Origin of the sequence: Psychrobacter submarinus (assembly GCF_904846685.1) — a bacterium.
Classification (GTDB): Bacteria; Pseudomonadota; Gammaproteobacteria; order Pseudomonadales; family Moraxellaceae; genus Psychrobacter; species Psychrobacter submarinus.
Genome location: NZ_CAJHBQ010000001.1, coordinates 228,797 through 244,181, shown reverse-complemented (window position 1 = coordinate 244,181; position 15,385 = coordinate 228,797). Strand labels below are relative to the sequence as shown.

General features: G+C 45.7%; 13 protein-coding genes. 3 read left to right on the top strand and 10 right to left on the bottom strand.

Going from position 1 to position 15,385, the window contains the following annotated elements; genetic code table 11:
• Positions 1-292 precede the first annotated feature (292 nt).
• Positions 293-1,519 (top strand): phosphoglycerate dehydrogenase, encoded by a 1,227-nt coding sequence (gene serA / locus JMY03_RS01190; protein ID WP_201557965.1) that lies wholly within the window; start codon positions 293-295, stop codon positions 1,517-1,519.
• A gap of 117 nt (positions 1,520-1,636) precedes the next feature.
• Here serA and trhO read toward each other — a convergent pair whose 3' ends face one another.
• From trhO to metX, 5 genes are all read right to left on the bottom strand, one after another.
• Positions 1,637-2,677, bottom strand: a complete 1,041-nt coding sequence (trhO, locus tag JMY03_RS01185) for an oxygen-dependent tRNA uridine(34) hydroxylase TrhO (protein WP_201600259.1) — start codon at positions 2,675-2,677, stop codon at positions 1,637-1,639.
• Between the two features lie 365 nt (positions 2,678-3,042).
• Positions 3,043-3,576 (bottom strand): DUF2058 domain-containing protein, encoded by a 534-nt coding sequence (locus tag JMY03_RS01180; protein ID WP_025644505.1) that lies wholly within the window; start codon positions 3,574-3,576, stop codon positions 3,043-3,045.
• Between the two features lie 229 nt (positions 3,577-3,805).
• A complete protein-coding gene (locus tag JMY03_RS01175) occupies positions 3,806-4,387 on the bottom strand; it encodes a tetratricopeptide repeat protein (RefSeq protein WP_201557960.1) in 582 nt (193 codons plus the stop codon).
• A gap of 411 nt (positions 4,388-4,798) precedes the next feature.
• Positions 4,799-5,407, bottom strand: coding sequence for a methionine biosynthesis protein MetW (metW, locus tag JMY03_RS01170; protein ID WP_025644509.1), 609 nt, complete (start codon positions 5,405-5,407; stop codon positions 4,799-4,801).
• Positions 5,404-6,822 (bottom strand): homoserine O-acetyltransferase MetX, encoded by a 1,419-nt coding sequence (gene metX / locus JMY03_RS01165; protein ID WP_227675440.1) that lies wholly within the window; start codon positions 6,820-6,822, stop codon positions 5,404-5,406. The genes metW and metX overlap by 4 nt, the downstream gene beginning before the upstream one ends.
• A gap of 296 nt (positions 6,823-7,118) precedes the next feature.
• On the opposite strand from metX, the gene hemH reads away from it, so the two are divergent.
• Positions 7,119-8,138 (top strand): ferrochelatase, encoded by a 1,020-nt coding sequence (hemH, locus tag JMY03_RS01160; protein WP_201600257.1) that lies wholly within the window; start codon positions 7,119-7,121, stop codon positions 8,136-8,138.
• A 102-nt stretch (positions 8,139-8,240) separates the two neighbouring features.
• Here hemH and JMY03_RS01155 read toward each other — a convergent pair whose 3' ends face one another.
• The 5 genes from JMY03_RS01155 to JMY03_RS01135 form a co-directional block, all read right to left on the bottom strand.
• The gene (locus JMY03_RS01155) at positions 8,241-8,579 is read right to left on the bottom strand and encodes a hypothetical protein (RefSeq protein WP_201600255.1); all 339 of its coding nucleotides are present in this window, start codon (positions 8,577-8,579) and stop codon (positions 8,241-8,243) included.
• A 582-nt stretch (positions 8,580-9,161) separates the two neighbouring features.
• Positions 9,162-9,950 carry an SDR family oxidoreductase gene (locus JMY03_RS01150; RefSeq protein WP_201557953.1) on the bottom strand — a complete coding sequence of 263 codons (789 nt, stop codon included), beginning with the start codon at positions 9,948-9,950 and terminating at the stop codon, positions 9,162-9,164.
• 162 nt (positions 9,951-10,112) lie between these two features.
• A complete protein-coding gene (locus JMY03_RS01145) occupies positions 10,113-10,565 on the bottom strand; it encodes a hypothetical protein (RefSeq protein ID WP_227675439.1) in 453 nt (150 codons plus the stop codon).
• 316 nt (positions 10,566-10,881) lie between these two features.
• Positions 10,882-13,794 carry a DNA polymerase I gene (gene polA, locus JMY03_RS01140; protein ID WP_227675504.1) on the bottom strand — a complete coding sequence of 971 codons (2,913 nt, stop codon included), beginning with the start codon at positions 13,792-13,794 and terminating at the stop codon, positions 10,882-10,884.
• A 309-nt stretch (positions 13,795-14,103) separates the two neighbouring features.
• On the bottom strand, positions 14,104-14,517 hold the full coding sequence (locus JMY03_RS01135; protein ID WP_201600246.1) for an Ohr family peroxiredoxin: 414 nt from the start codon (positions 14,515-14,517) through the stop codon (positions 14,104-14,106).
• A gap of 498 nt (positions 14,518-15,015) precedes the next feature.
• Between JMY03_RS01135 and JMY03_RS01130 the strand changes: the two genes are divergently transcribed.
• Positions 15,016-15,384, top strand: coding sequence for a hypothetical protein (locus JMY03_RS01130; protein WP_201600243.1), 369 nt, complete (start codon positions 15,016-15,018; stop codon positions 15,382-15,384).
• Position 15,385: the final 1 nt, after the last annotated feature.

The following is a 15,385-nucleotide window of genomic DNA, read 5'->3' as shown; positions in this document are numbered from 1 at the left end:
CATCATAAGTGAGTGATAATACAAGAGGGCGTCGCTTTCACTTTTTTAATGGTCATACTTGTTTGAACGGTGATGGTGTTAAAAGTGATGGTTTTAAAAGCGATAGTTTTAGACTGATACTAGAGTCAGGGCAAACTACTGGCATGAGTTTCGCAGCGTCTGTAAAAGCAGTACGCTAAAAAAGGCATATCAGCAGCGTAGTATTATCTTTAAACAGAGTCGAGCAGATACACGGCTCACACCCTACTTATCAATCAACTGCTCACTTAACAAATCATAGGAAAGATCTCGTATGGCATTATCATTACAAAAAGATAAAATTCGTTTTCTATTACTAGAAGGCTTGCATGAAAACGCTTTAAAAGTACTCGAAGGAGCGGGTTATAGCAATATCGAATACTTAAGCCACGCGCTTGATGAAGAGGAGCTGATCGAAAAAATCAAAGATGCGCATTTCATCGGTATTCGCTCGCGTACGCAGCTCACGCGTCAAGTATTAGAAAAAGCTGAGAAACTCATCGGTATTGGCTGTTTTTGTATTGGTACCAACCAAGTCGATCTTGAAGCGGCACGCGAGATGGGTATTCCGGTCTTCAACGCCCCTTATTCCAATACGCGCTCAGTGGCTGAGCTGGTATTAGCCGAAGCTATCATGCTGTATCGCGGTATTCCAGAGAAGAATGCGACCGTCCATCGCGGCGGCTGGGGCAAGTCTGCCAAAAACTCGCACGAAGTGCGCGGTAAGACTATCGGTATCGTCGGCTACGGCTCTATCGGCTCGCAGCTATCCGTACTAGCTGAAAGCTTCGGTATGAAAGTCATTTATCATGACGTGATGACTAAGCTGCCATTAGGTAACGCGGTACAAGTCGGCAGCCTAGAGGAGCTACTCTCTACCGCTGATATCGTCACTTTGCATGTACCAGACGTACCAAGCACGCGCTATATGATGGGCGCTGAGCAGTTCGCGCAGATGAAAGAGGGCAGCTACTTTATCAATGCCGCTCGCGGTACTTGTGTGGAGATTGATGATCTAGCCGCAGTTATCGAGTCGGGTAAAGTGCTCGGCGCGGCGATTGATGTATTCCCAAAAGAGCCAAAATCTGCCGATCAAGAGTTCGAGTCGCCACTACGTAAGTTCGACAATGTCATCTTGACGCCGCATATCGGCGGCTCAACGCAAGAGGCGCAAGAGAATATCGGTCTAGAAGTGGCTGAGAAGTTTGTAAAATACTCAGACCAAGGTGATACGGCGACCGCAGTCAACTTCCCAGAAGTGTCAATACCGTTTAAAGAAGGCTCGCATCGTCTATTACACATCCACAAAAACGTACCAGGCGTCCTCTCGCAAATCAACCGTCTGTTCGCCGAAGCGGGTATCAATATCTTAGCGCAAAGCCTTATGACCGAAGGCGATGTCGGTTATCTAGTGATGGATGTCGATTATAACGACTCAACTGCAGCGCTTGATCAGCTCAAAGATGTCGAAGAAACGATCCGTGTGCGTATCTTGTTCTAAGTCACGGGCTATAGCTTAAGACAAAAAAGAGACTCCTAAGTGAGTCTCTTTTTTATATTGCCGATTAAAGTTTTATAGGGTCGCTGCTGGGCTAAGGCGATCTTCTATACAATATAACTACTTTGCGTTATTGGCTTCATCTGCCTGACGACGTGCTTCTTCTTTTGCCATTTTACGTTTTTCCATCACCTCTTTGACTTCGCTACCGATGTGCGCTTCACCGCGAGCCTTAGCTAATTGCATCTGCCGCTCACGCTCGCGAAAACGCGCTTTTTGCTCGTCGGTCGCTTTACCGATACAATGCGGGCAAGACTCACCTTTACTATAAGCGGGGCTTTGCATGTCATCAACAGTGATCGGCATCCGGCAAGCAAAGCATTGCTCATAATCGCCTTTTTCTAGGTCGTGATTGACCGAGACGCGATTATCAAAGACGAAGCAGTCGCCTTGCCACATAGAGTCTTCTTTTTGCACTTCTTCTAAATACTTTAAGATGCCGCCCTCTAAGTGATAGACCTCTTCAAAGCCTTGCTCGCGCATATAAGCGGTGGATTTTTCGCAGCGGATACCGCCAGTGCAGAACATCGCCACCTTTTTATGCTTGGTAGGATCGAGCTCTTTTGCCACGTATTCTGGAAACTCGCGAAAGGTCTCAGTATTAGGGTTAATGGCATTTTCAAAGGTGCCGATTTGCACTTCATAATCGTTACGGGTATCGATGAGGATGACTTCTGGATCAGAGATCAGCGCGTTCCAGTCTTTTGGTTTGACGTAGCGCCCAACCGACTGCAAAGGGTCAATATCTTCGACGCCCATCGTGACGATCTCTTTTTTGAGCTTCACTTTGGTGCGATAAAACGGCTGCTCGTTGGTATAAGACTCTTTAAAGGTAAAGCTGCCAACCGCTTCGATGTTACGCAAGTAATCTAAGACACTATCGATGCCCGAGCGTGTGCCTGAAATCGTCCCGTTGATGCCCTCGCTGGCAATCAACAATGTGCCTTTGACATCGTTACTCAGCATGGTATCTAAAATGGGCTGGCGATAGTCTTCATAATTATCGAAGCGAGTAAACTTATAAAGCGCCGCGACAACGATATTGTTGGTTTCGCTATCGTAGGCGGGTGCTGATGTTGCAGTGGGGTTGTTGGTGCTCATACGGGTCTCCTGCGGGCTAGGACGTAAACCTAGTGCGTTGATTCATTTAGGATAGCTATCTAATACTAGCAATAACACTAACCTGATTGTGGAATTGGTTAGCGCGGGCGTAGTGTAGCAAATTTGGCTCAATTTTTGAATATTTTATTGCTGATATAGTCAGTTTGCAGTAAAACTATTAGTATAAATTTTGCTTGCGTGCTGTTATTGTTCGACGCTGCATAACTGTTATTCAAAAGAAACATCGCAGCAGCGCTACGTCATTTTTGAAGGGTATCGACTATACTATGACTCAAGTTCTCAATAAGGCTTAAGAATAAAAAATCCAGCATCTAAGCTGGATTTTTCTTATCTACTATAACGAACTACCACATCAAATCATCAGGAATCACATACGCCGCGTATGGATCATCTTCTTCCATCTCATTCTCGGACTTATCATTCGACACTACGATGAAGCCCTCTAACTTAGCATTGATACGATCAGCAAGCGGTCGCGGCAGTAGTGCGTAGTCGTCTTCTAAGCGCGCGATGACCACAAAACCTGCGACGATTTGCTCGTAGAGCTTCTGCGTGGTGTAAATCTTCTTAATCTTAGAGTCATCGACGAACTGATAGCTGACCTCGCCATCGGTCTCGGTGATTTGATGCTGCTTTATCATCTGAATGATATTGGCGCGTAGGGTTTTTTCTTCTAACTGCTGCTGCTTTTGCTGATTGAGCTTGAGATCCTTTTCAGCCTTTTCAGCTTGCGCGGCGGCTAGGGCTTTTTTGCTTTCAGTAGCCGCAGCGTCGCCAGTTCGCTTGGCGTGCTGAGCTTGTTTGCTGATTTTTTTGGCTTTTTTATCGTCTACTAGACCTGCTTTTAGGAGCTGCGCTTGTAAGGCATTTTTGGCCATAATGGGATCACCTGCATAACGGTATTTGAATAAAGTATGGGCTAACAAAATATGTGTTAGCAAAAGATTCGCTAATAATAGGATAGATAGTAGCAAATTTCATCTATTGGCGTCAGTCCTTAAATGATGCTGAGCGCTTATTTTATAGCCATAAAAAATCCAGCACAAAGGCTGGATCTATTGGTAAACGACATCTGCGCCAAAGCTTACTTGCTTTATTGACGCCGATTTATTTACTCTGAAACCAAGTATCCGCTTGGCTACGAGCGCTTGCGATATCAGAAGAGGATAAGTTAAGCGCTAACTGACCGATTTTGCCGCGCGCTTTATTACGTACCTTTTCATCTAGCATGCCATCACGAGCCGCTAGGTCATACCACTTATAAGCGTCGACTAGGTTTTTTTGCTTCTCATCGAGTAGCGCAAGCGTATAGCTGGCACGGTTGTCGCCGCGCATGGCTGCTTTTTCTAACCATTTACGCGCCTGCTGGATGTTTGGCTGAACACCTTCACCGCGAAGATACATAATCGCTAGATTGAGCTGAGCAGGAGCAACGCCTTGCTCGGCGGCGCGGGTGTACCACTGGATCGCTTGCTGCGTGTTTTGCTTGACGCCTTGGCCTTTTTGTAGACGCTTGGCAAGATAGAACTGCGCGTGATCGCTACCTTGGGCAGCGCGAGCAGATAAATCACTAACTGACATTAGCTCAAAACGTGAGGTATCAAGCGGTACGTTTGAGATTAGCTCAGCATTGGCTAGGCCAGCACAAGAAAATAGAGCGGTGAATAAGGCAGCTTTTAAGAGTTTCATAGCGGCTCCAAAATAGGCAGTGAGTAATGAGCGAACAAACAATATCTTCGTTTGAGTAATATCGTTGTTGAATAAGTAATAAATAAATATGCTTGAGCTTATCTTAGGGTAGCGGCTGGGGTAAAGTCCTTTTTAGCCATATCGCTTATACTAAAGCGCCAGATAAACGGTCGAAAATGGGTTGTCATTGACAATATTTTGTAAGCTTAACACTCAAAGTTACGAAACTCAAATACTAATTACCTACTTTTACCACAGTTGGGCGCCGCAGGAAGCCAATAAAATCATAGAGTTACATTGGCGTGACTTATTGCCACAAGTCTATAACCTACTTTGTAACCTTATTTATTCCTATTTTATGAGAGTTACGGCGCTTAGTTATTACCACTGTCTTTAAAATTATTAAATGCTCTAAGCTTTAGTCACTCGGTAAATAGCCACATCCGCTAGCAAGTTTGGCGCTTGACGCACTAAGGTTGACATAAGCGGCGCATAGCCTTTTTCAGAGTCGCTCACCGCAAAACGGTTAAGAATACGAATATTATGCTTAGCGCACAGCTGCTCAAAGTCCTTGAAGGTACATAGATGAATGTTCGGGGTGTTGTACCATTCATAGGGCAGGGCTTCTGAGACCGGCATCATGCCTTTGAGTCCTAAATGAATCCGGTTTTGCCAGTGGGCGAAGTTGGGAAAGGTAATCACTGCTTCACGGCCGACGCGCAGCATATCGAGGAGCAGCTCGTCAGGGTTTTTGACCGCTTGTAGCGCTCGCGCCATCACCACGGTATCGAAGCTGTCATCTGCGAAGCGCTCAAGGCCATCGTTGAGATCTTGTTCGACGATAGATAAGCCTTTGCCGATGGCCTCGTTTATTTTGTGCTCATCGATTTCAATGCCATAGCCGCTAACGCCTAGCTGCTGCTGTAAGTGCGCGAGTAGCTCACCATTACCACAGCCTAAGTCTAAGATGTGCGAGCGCGGCGCAATCCAGCGCTCAGCGAGTTGATAATCCATTCTCATGAGCGCGCTCCTGTTAGCTGATTGGGCTGTTGCTTGTCTGTAGTGTTATGATCGCTGATAAACGGCGCCGTCAAAAAGCCTTTGATAGCCCCCATATAGCGCGGGATATCGAAAAGAAAAGAATCGTGACCATGCGGCGCGTCGATATTGGTATAGCTGACCGGTTTACCTGTCGCCATTAGCGCGTCGACAATCTCTTGTGAGCGCTCAGGAGCGAAGCGCCAATCGGTGGTAAACGATACAATCAGATACTGGCACTGCGCATGAGCAAAGGCAGTCTTTAAATCATTGAGCTCAACAGAATCCTCATCCTCTAGCACAGCAGCTTCTTCGACCTCTTGTTCAGCGTCTGCTATCACCTGATCGATACTTTGCTGCTTGGTCTCATTATCACTTAGCGCTTGCTGCTCGATTTGTGCTTGATAGCCACGCGTTGGATCAAAATAGTCTAAGGCTTTGGTCATCAAAAGATAAGTATTGGCATCGAAGTTTTTACTAAAGCGCTCGCCTTGATAACGCAGGTAGCTCTCAACCTGAAACTCGACATCGTAGCCGTACATAAACTTGCCGGACTTTAGGTCGCGGCCGAACTTAGCTTTCATCGCATCATCGGTTAGATAAGTGATATGACCGACCATCCGCGCCAGTATCAAGCCGCGCTTAGGGTACGTGCCTGCTTGTAGATAGCGTCCGCCCATAAAGTCAGGATCTGACAAGATAGACTGCCGCGCCACTTCGTTAAAGGCGATGTTTTGCGCGGAGAGCTTCGGCGTACAGGCGATGACCACACAGCGTTTAAGGCGATCAGGATAGTCCACGGACCACTGCATGGCTTGCATACCGCCCATCGAGCCGCCAACGATAGCATGCCAGATATCGATGCCTAAGCGATCAGAGAGCATGGCTTGGGTTTTGACCCAATCTTTGATGGTGATCAGCGGAAAGTCAGGGCCATAGACTTGTCCGTCATCGCTCTCAGGATTGACAGTGGTCGGGCCAGTAGAGCCAAAACAGCTACCGATATTGTTAACGCACACCACATAGAACTGATTGGTATTGATGGCTTTATTAGGGCCGATCATATTATCCCACCAGCCGGCTTTTTTATCGTCCTCATTATAGTAGCCAGCAGCATGATGACTGCCAGATAAGGCATGACAGATCAAAATCGCATTCGACTTGTCTGCATTCAAGGTGCCATAAGTCTCATAGACCAGATCAAAGGATGGCAAAGTGCGATTACACTCCAAAGTCAGCGGCTCGGAGAAGTGCATCGTCTTAGGCGTGATTAAGCCTACTGATCCTTTTGGACCTTTTGCGCTTTTTTGGCGCTGTCCGTTGGAGGACGCCTCAAAGTCGTTATCGGTCGAAGAATGGTTAGTCGAAGGGATGTTAGTATCAGAACGTACGCTCAAAGCTACCTCGCAAGATGACGTTTTTATAGGGGCAAATACAGCGCTATGCTCATTGCCGATGCTGTCTATTGTATGGCGATGCGCCTGCGAGTACAACCTAGATTATCAGGGTTTAAAAAGGCAAAGCGGCAAAGGGCAAACGAGCGGCATTTCTCCTGCGTATATAGACGATAAAATGCTACACTAAGCAACACAAAAACAGCTTAGTATCATTAAGTATAGCTTAAGATGTTTAAGAAAAGGTAGCGAGAACCTTATCAAACCCTTCATAAACTTTATTCAAATAATGGGCTGCTATGAAACCTAAACTGCCTCCGCGTATTGCTGTGTTGTTGATCAATCTAGGTACACCAGACGCACCGACCGCGCCTGCGGTACGTCGCTATTTGCGTCAGTTTTTGTCCGATCCGCGTGTGATTGAGATTCCAAGATTCCTGTGGGCGATTATTCTCAATCTGTTTGTATTACCTAGCCGCCCTAAGCGCGTGGCGGAAGCTTACGCAAGTATTTGGGATGGCGACTCACCGATGCGCAATATCTTAAACGCTCAAGCTGAGCAGCTAGAGCCGCGCTTGGCATCGGCAAATGCGCCGTTTCGAGTCACCGTACATCCAGCGATGAGCTATGGTAATCCGGGCCTGCCTGATGTCATGGATAAACTGCGCGGCGAGGGCGTCGATCATTTTGTCTTGCTGCCAGTGTTTCCGCAGTATTCAGCGACCTCAAGTGGCGCGGTCTATGATGCGATCAATAAGTGGGCGCTCAAGCAGCGCAATCTGCCCAATTACACCATTGTCAAAGACTACTTCGCGCATCCGCTATATATCAAGGCCTTGGCTGATAGCATTCGCCGCTTCCAAGCCAAGCACGGCAAGCCTGAAAAGCTGATGTTTAGCTTTCATGGTATCCCGCAGCCCTACGCCGATAAAGGTGACCCTTATCCAAGCCGCTGCAAATGTACCGCCGCGCAAGTCGCGCAGGAGCTAGGTCTGAGCGCGGATGAGTGGATTATCAGCTTTCAATCGCGCTTTGGCAAGCAAGAGTGGGTCAAGCCTTATACCGATGTGGTGCTAGATGACTGGGCGAAGTCTGGCGTCAAGTCGGTACAGATCATCAGCCCGGCGTTTTCGGCAGATTGTCTGGAGACACTAGAGGAGCTGGCGATTGAGAACCGTGATAACTTCATTGAGGCGGGCGGTGAGGAGTATCATTATATCCCAGCGCTGAACATGGATGAGGCGCATATCGACTTGTTAGAAGCAATGAGTGCGCCGCTGGTGAAAGGCTGGGCGGGCACGCTTGAGGGCTGGGTGTAGGTGATTACTGCTTTTAAAACAAAAAAACACGCTCAATTTGAATTGAGCGTGTTTTTTTGTGGCTGTTTACAACTTAGCCTGAGTAATCAAATAATTATTCTATTAAAAATCATCATCATTACTGCGCTCGGCAGCTTCCTTATCAGCGATGTCGACTATACTAGGATACGTGTCATCGTCTAAGTTATCTTGTACTAACACGTTCTCGACAGTAGCTTCATCGACATTTTGTCGATGCATAGGCGTTAAGCGCTGAGTGGCATTGGTACCGACTTCTGAGTTATCAAATCCGGCACTATTGTCAATCACATCATCATTATCAATAGTGCGCAGCATATCGTTGTCTAGATCGACAAGTTGATTATCACGGTCCATATCAGTGCTTTTATTACTATGAATGCTGTCCATCTCTTCTGGTAGTGGTGATTTTGAATTGTCCATAGCAGCTTCCTTATTGTCATTATTAAGATTATGGGTATTAAAGTTTGTGTTGATAGCTATCTTATAAGCGCTATCAAGTATTGATGCTAGTATTTTGACGGTTTAAGTCGCGCCGCGCTAGTAGCAAGCTGTCACAGCATGTCAAAAAATGTAAGACGTTGGCTATTACTCTGAAATATTGAGCACAGCCTCAATTGCAATAAAAAACGACTACCAAATTAGGCAGCCGTTTGAGATAAGTAGGGCGTGTTGAACATTCACAAATGCGCACTGCTGATCGCTAAAATAGTTCTAGTCTAAGTGAAAATTGCAGGTAATGCTTATTGCATTGGCTAGCTGATTTTATTTAAACAGTCGCAACGACTAGGGCGATTTTAGCATCAGCCCTCACGACAACAACAGGGACAGGACTATTTTTTGCCGCTTTATTGATAAAAATAGACGCTTAGAACGACTAAACTTACCATTTTTATCTGCAAATCGCCTAAAAAATAGTCTCTGTCAGTGCCATGGTCGAATGTTCAACACGCCCTAGTAGGAGTAGTGAATAGTAACAGTAATGAACAGTGGCAATGCTAAAAACTACTTAGCGCCAATCTTTTTATTAATAAAGCGAATGACTGAGTCTGGCGTCACCTGCGAGGTGCTATGCAATATCTTGGCCGGTAAACCAATAGGATAGTGGGTTTTTGAGATCTTTCGATTCGCGCAGCCGCTGAGCTTACATAGTTTTTTGGCGACATCATCGACCGTTAGATTGATGCCTAAGCGATCAATACTGGTCACTTCGATGTCTTTGGTCATATCGGATTTGACCCAAAGTGGCATCACATCTATCACCTTGATGCCCATGTCTGCGTACTCGACATTGAGCGCTTCGGTCAGACCGCGTACAAAGAACTTACTGGCGGAGTAAGTGGCGACCTCAGACTGTCCGTAAATCGCAGAGGCAGAAGATAGGTTAATAATCTTACCATTGGTGCTATCAGCAAGATACGGCGCAGCTTTATGACAGCCGATCAACACACCTTTACAGTTGATATCGACTAGGGATAATTGCTTGTCCAAATCAGTCGTTGGCAGCACACCGCTGACCAGCACCCCAGCGTTATTGATGAGCACATCGATACCGCCGAAGTTATTGACCATCTGCTCGATGGCGTTATCCCAAGATTCGGTTTGAGTGACATCTAAATCGCCTGTAATCACGCGCTGGTTTTTATTGGCTTTTTTGAATGCCTTTTGCTTGATAGCGTGCGATAGCTCATGCGTATCGATATCGAAGAGTCCAACGCAGTGACCTTTGGCAGCCAAACGCTTAGCTGTCGCAAGACCAATACCGCGTGATGCGCCAGTGATGAGTACATTCATAACCTATCCTATTCTTAGAGTAACAGTAAAAGTGAGTGTGGGGAGTGCGTGTCTTAATAATAATAAAACAGTCATAACTATCAATAAGCTAGCATACCTAAAGCCCACTATCGAATGCTAGAGGGTATCGGTAACTAAAGTCTCGATTGGCTTGATAGGGGCTTAATGAGTCACTTCCTTGAGCTCTAATCTGCGCTCCAGACGCTCTTCAAATCCTGCCACTTTAAACGACCACAAATAACCAAGAGCCAGTAGATAAATAACCGCCTCAGATAACTCTTCCACCACTATACCTAAGCTATGGGAGAAGCCAATAGCGTTCTCGCCTATATACTGCAGTAATGCCAAAGCTGCGACGCTTAGATATAACCACAGCGGAGTCGTTTTTAATACCGCCCAGCAGTAACGCCAAGCGTAAATCAACAATCCTAGTGCTACTATATAAATGACTAGCAAGAGGCGATCCTCCCACCAGTCGTAGTTATGGCCTAACCAAAGCGCCTGCATATCGATAAACAAATCAGGAAGATGATTTAGTTCGCGGCGAATAACAGTAAAAAGCACTAAAACAGCGGCTATCCAAAAATAAACGCCTTGCTTAAGATGGCTTTGCATAGTGTGTTGTATGCAGCGCAGTAAACACAGCATCAGCAGGACAACACTAGCGATTTCTATGATACCGTTTTCAGTAAAAATGAGCGGCTCCTAAGCGATGATAAATAATAGTAGAAATGAAAAAAGCGAGCTCAAAAGCTCACTTTTTTAAGTATATTAACTCATATCAACCCAGTTAGATGGTTGGTATAACTAACATAAAGCGTCATTATAATACGTGCTAATATGATATGCTATTGATAACTATGACTAATTCATCAATTATTTATATTAATATTTTTAATATTAACCTATATTAATATACCTAGTAATGATATCAATGCGCCTCATCCCAGTTCTCACCGATACCGGTCTCGACCAATAATGGCACGGCAAACTCAATGTCCCAGCCCATACCTTTAGCTGTATCTTGCAGCACATCTTGCATCGCATCAGTAATCAGCTGCGCAATGTCATCAACCTTGCCGCTATCCACTTCGAACACCAGCTCATCATGGACTTGGAGTAACATTTTAGCTTGCTCTTTTGGCAGCACCTTATCGACCGCTATCATCGCAAGCTTAATCAAGTCAGCGGCTGAGCCTTGTAGCGGCGCGTTGATAGCGGCCCGTTCAGCGGCTTGTTTGACCATGCGATTGCTGTTATTGATATCAGGGGTATAGAGCTTACGGCCAAGGATGGTCTCGATATAGCCGCGCTCATAGGCGCTTGCGCGCGTGTCTATCATGTATTGCTTGACGCTAGGATAGCGATCGAAGTACATATCGATATAATCTTGCGCCTCGCCTCGGCTCATCTGTAATTGTTTGGCCAGACCAAAAGCACTCATGCCGTATAGTAGGCCAAAGTTAATGGCCTTGGCATTACGGCGCTCTGTTGGCGTGACATCGTCAACCGCTTTGCCTAACACTTCAGCTGCGGTAGCAGTATGAATATCTAAGCCTTCATTAAAGGCGCGAGTTAAGTTGGCATCGCCTGAGAAATGCGCCATCAATCGCAGCTCAATTTGTGAGTAATCGGCTGCAAGGAGTACGCGACCCTCTGGCGCGATAAAGGCTTGGCGAATCAGACGTCCGGTTTTAGTACGGATCGGGATGTTTTGTAGATTAGGATCCGTTGAAGACAAGCGCCCGGTACTGGTCAAAGCTTGATGATAGCTCGTATGCACGCGATCGGTGTCCTTATCTGCTACTGCATCAAGGGAGTCGGTATAGGTGTTTTTTAGTTTTGACAAGCCGCGGTACTCTAGAGTAATCTCCGCAAGCGGATGATCAATCTTGGATAGTATTGCTTCGCCAGTAGAGTACTGACCTGATTTGGTTTTTTTACCGCCTAACACGCCCAGCTTCTCAAATAGCACCTCGCCTAACTGCTTTGGTGAGCCTAGATTAAACTCCTCGCCAGCGATGTCATAGGCCTGCTTTTCTAGAGCAATAATTTCTTCGTCAAAACGCTTGGATAGCTCATTTAAGAACGAGCGTTTGATTAAGATACCGTTAGCTTCCATTTGACAAAGAATCTCAGCGGTTGGAATCTCAAGCTCATTAAGTAGGCGCAGGTTATTGTCGTCATCGGCAAGGGTTTTGCTGAATACTTCAAACAGCTGATAAGTAATGTCCGCATCTTCACAAGCATAGTCGCTTGCGATATCGATAGCCACTTGATCAAAGGTGACTTGCTTAGCGCCTTTACCGGCAACGTCTTCATAGCTGATGGTTTGCGTCTGCAGATAATGCCGCGCTAGATCGTCCATACCGTGACGAGTAATCGCCGCATTGATTACGTAGCTGGCAAGCATAGTATCCATCGCCCAGTTGTTCTGCGCCTGCTTATCATCAGAGTGTATTGCGCCAATGAGGTCGATATCATAATGGCTGAGAATATGGGTATCGTACTTTAAGTGCTGACCGATCTTACCGATTTTGGGGTTTTCTAATATTGGCTTAAGACGCGCTAGTACCGTATCGCGATCGAGCTGTTTGGCGGTTAGCTCATCGCCCTCTAAGCGATGCGTCAGCGGTACATAATAAGCTTCATGGGCTTGCACGGCAAAGGATAGACCGACAATCTCCGCCTCGCGCCAGTAGATACTAGTCGTTTCAGTATCAAGGACGAAATGCGGCGCTGCCTCTAGCTGCGCAACTAAGCTGTCAAAGGCGGGCATGTCGAGGATAGTATGCCAAGCCTTGTCATGGCTTTTGCTATCTTTGATGTTCTCAAGGGCAGTCGATTGTAATGATTTAGCCACTTGCGCTTGCGATTCGCTATTGGCCTGCGTCTCGGCAACGCTTTGCGCGCCTTGCCCATTAGCATTGGCCGGATGATTGGGGTGGTCTAAGGATGCCAGCTCATTTTTAAATTCAAGCTCAGTGTACAGATCGCGTAGCTCATCGATATGGGCACAAGGATCAGTGTTGATTTTTAGATCATTCCAGTCATGACCGATATCTAAGTCGGTGATGATAGTGGCAAGCTGTGCGTTCAACGGAATCTCATCGGCGTGCTCGATTAAGCCTTTAGCACCGCGCCCTTTAATAAAGCCAATGTGCTTAAGCATATTATCGATATCGCCGTATTCAACGAGTAAATCTTTAGCCGTTTTTTTTCCGATACCAGGCACGCCTTTGATACCATCAGAGGTATCACCCATCAGTGTTAAATAATCAATCATCTGGCGAGGCTCGATGCCAAGCTTATCGATGACCCCTTGGGTGTCAGTAATCTTGCCCGTGAAGCTGTCTTCTAATATCACCGCATCATTGACCAGCTGCATCATGTCTTTATCCCCAGTGGAGATGACCACGTGATGGCCTTGTGCGACAGCGCGATAAGCCATCGTTCCGATAATATCATCGGCTTCTGCGCCTTCAATACGCAGCAAGGGAATCCCTAATGCGGTGACCAAACGATGGATATAAGGGATCTGCTCAACCAGTTCGGCATCGATTGGCGGACGTCCGGCTTTGTATTCTTCTGACATTTTATGGCGAAAAGTGGGCGACTTAGTATCGAAACACACCGCCATATGAGTCGGGTGATAGCGGCGCATCAGCTTAAGCAGCGCGTTCAATGTACCGCGGATGGCATTAGTAGTCAGCCCTTGGGTGTTTTGCATGGTTTTGGGCAGCGCATGATAAGTGCGAAACAGATAATATGATCCGTCAACCAAGATAAAAGGCGGCTGATCTTTATTGACCTGACTGGTGTCCATAGTGGCCACGTTTGGCATAGCGTCAAAGTTAGGCAAGGTATCAGGGTCGATAGGCGAGTGGGAGTTGTGATCGTTGTCTTTGGTATGAGTAGTCATAAGAGGTCACTTATTAGCAGGTAGCAAAATTTAGCAAGTATTAAAATATAGTATGACCATATTATAACGATAAAACGAGCGCGTGCCGAATGGTGTAAAATTTATCAGGTCTATACCTAAAAACCTAAAAAAAGAACGCTATGAGCACGATAAATGCTGATAACGTTCTGTGCTTCTATGCTCTGACTTTTATACTCTAAGATATGTCATAACATAAAGTAGCGGCTTGCTTTATTTGACTTCAGAGGTCACTTCCATCTCGATATTGCCTTTAGTCGCTTTTGAATAAGGGCAGACCTCATTGGCTTTTTCTACGAGTCTTTGAAACTCATCGCTTGAGATATCCGTACTATCGGCAATAACGTGAATTTTTACTGCTAGTTTATAGTCATGGTTATCGCCTTGCTTAAGATCGACAGTGGTCTCAGTGGTAGAGCCAAAGCTGGCTTTTTCCATCTTTTTGACCACACCTAAGGCGCTATCAAAGCAAGCCGCATAACCCATTGCTAATAATTGCTCAGGATTATTGCCTTCCATGTTACCGCCAGGAGGCGCCATATTGATTTTTAGATCGCTGTCATTGAGTGACGCATTACCAGTGCGGCCACCAGTGACTGTGGCTTTGGTTGAGTATAGAGTTTTCATACTTTGTCCTTTTTAAGTTTTTATTAATGGCTTTTTTAAGGCTACTAGTATGAGTAACCTGTATTACCTGTTTAGCACTTATTGAGCATAGCAAGGTTTGCACAAAAGGTTATATAAAGGTCGTAAAGCTATACTGTGAATTTGTAAGCACAACTGCACAATGAACAGGAGACATACAAGCGGCATCTATGAATAGTCATAACAGTACTGTAAAATTCCAAAAAAGAATAAACGATGTCAGCGCTATAAATCAGCCCGATATAAGACTATTTTGACAACAGGATATTTTGCTATGAAAAAAACAATAATAATAAATTTGATTATCAGACGGTTTATAGAACGCTGAATCTAGCAGGGGTAAATGTCTTTGGTTATCGAGCAGGGAACGGCGCTAATGCCGCTCGGGGTATCTTTACAGCCTTAAATACTTATCCTAGTGTTGGCAGTAATGCGCCTAGCACGCTTAGTTTCCCGAACGGCTCGGTTTGCTATATTCCAGTGACCACTAGTGATCGCTCATTTTTTGTTTTTAATAATAAAGACAAGACCAATTATTCAGATCTTGATGACTGGATAGACGCGGCAGAAGATCGCTTCAACGACAATAGGAACTTTAGAACCTCTGAGCGCTCTATTGGTGCAAATAATGATAACCCAGCAGCGCAAGTGACCTTTTTTGCGACCAATAATGATCCTGAGTACCTATTTAACGGCGTCAATTATGATAACGACATTTATGAAACTGACTTTGTCGATAAAAACGCTATACGCCCGAATGAGGACAGCGTTCGCGGTGTCGTAGACTGCACGGTAGTCAATGAAGTCGCCGCTGATTTTATTGAAGATAGTATTCGTCGCTACTATTGAT

Excerpts from the sequence above, each read along its gene's own strand:
- serA (WP_201557965.1), top strand. The coding sequence starts at position 293 with ATGGCATTATCATTACAAAAAGATAAAATTCGTTTTCTATTACTAGAA.
- trhO (WP_201600259.1), bottom strand. The coding sequence starts at position 2,677 with ATGAGCACCAACAACCCCACTGCAACATCAGCACCCGCCTACGATAGC.
- JMY03_RS01180 (WP_025644505.1), bottom strand. The coding sequence starts at position 3,576 with ATGGCCAAAAATGCCTTACAAGCGCAGCTCCTAAAAGCAGGTCTAGTA.
- JMY03_RS01175 (WP_201557960.1), bottom strand. The coding sequence starts at position 4,387 with ATGAAACTCTTAAAAGCTGCCTTATTCACCGCTCTATTTTCTTGTGCT.
- metW (WP_025644509.1), bottom strand. The coding sequence starts at position 5,407 with ATGAGAATGGATTATCAACTCGCTGAGCGCTGGATTGCGCCGCGCTCG.
- hemH (WP_201600257.1), top strand. The coding sequence starts at position 7,119 with ATGAAACCTAAACTGCCTCCGCGTATTGCTGTGTTGTTGATCAATCTA.
- JMY03_RS01155 (WP_201600255.1), bottom strand. The coding sequence starts at position 8,579 with ATGGACAATTCAAAATCACCACTACCAGAAGAGATGGACAGCATTCAT.
- JMY03_RS01150 (WP_201557953.1), bottom strand. The coding sequence starts at position 9,950 with ATGAATGTACTCATCACTGGCGCATCACGCGGTATTGGTCTTGCGACA.
- JMY03_RS01145 (WP_227675439.1), bottom strand. The coding sequence starts at position 10,565 with ATGCAAAGCCATCTTAAGCAAGGCGTTTATTTTTGGATAGCCGCTGTT.
- polA (WP_227675504.1), bottom strand. The coding sequence starts at position 13,794 with ATGCCAAACGTGGCCACTATGGACACCAGTCAGGTCAATAAAGATCAG.
- JMY03_RS01135 (WP_201600246.1), bottom strand. The coding sequence starts at position 14,517 with ATGAAAACTCTATACTCAACCAAAGCCACAGTCACTGGTGGCCGCACT.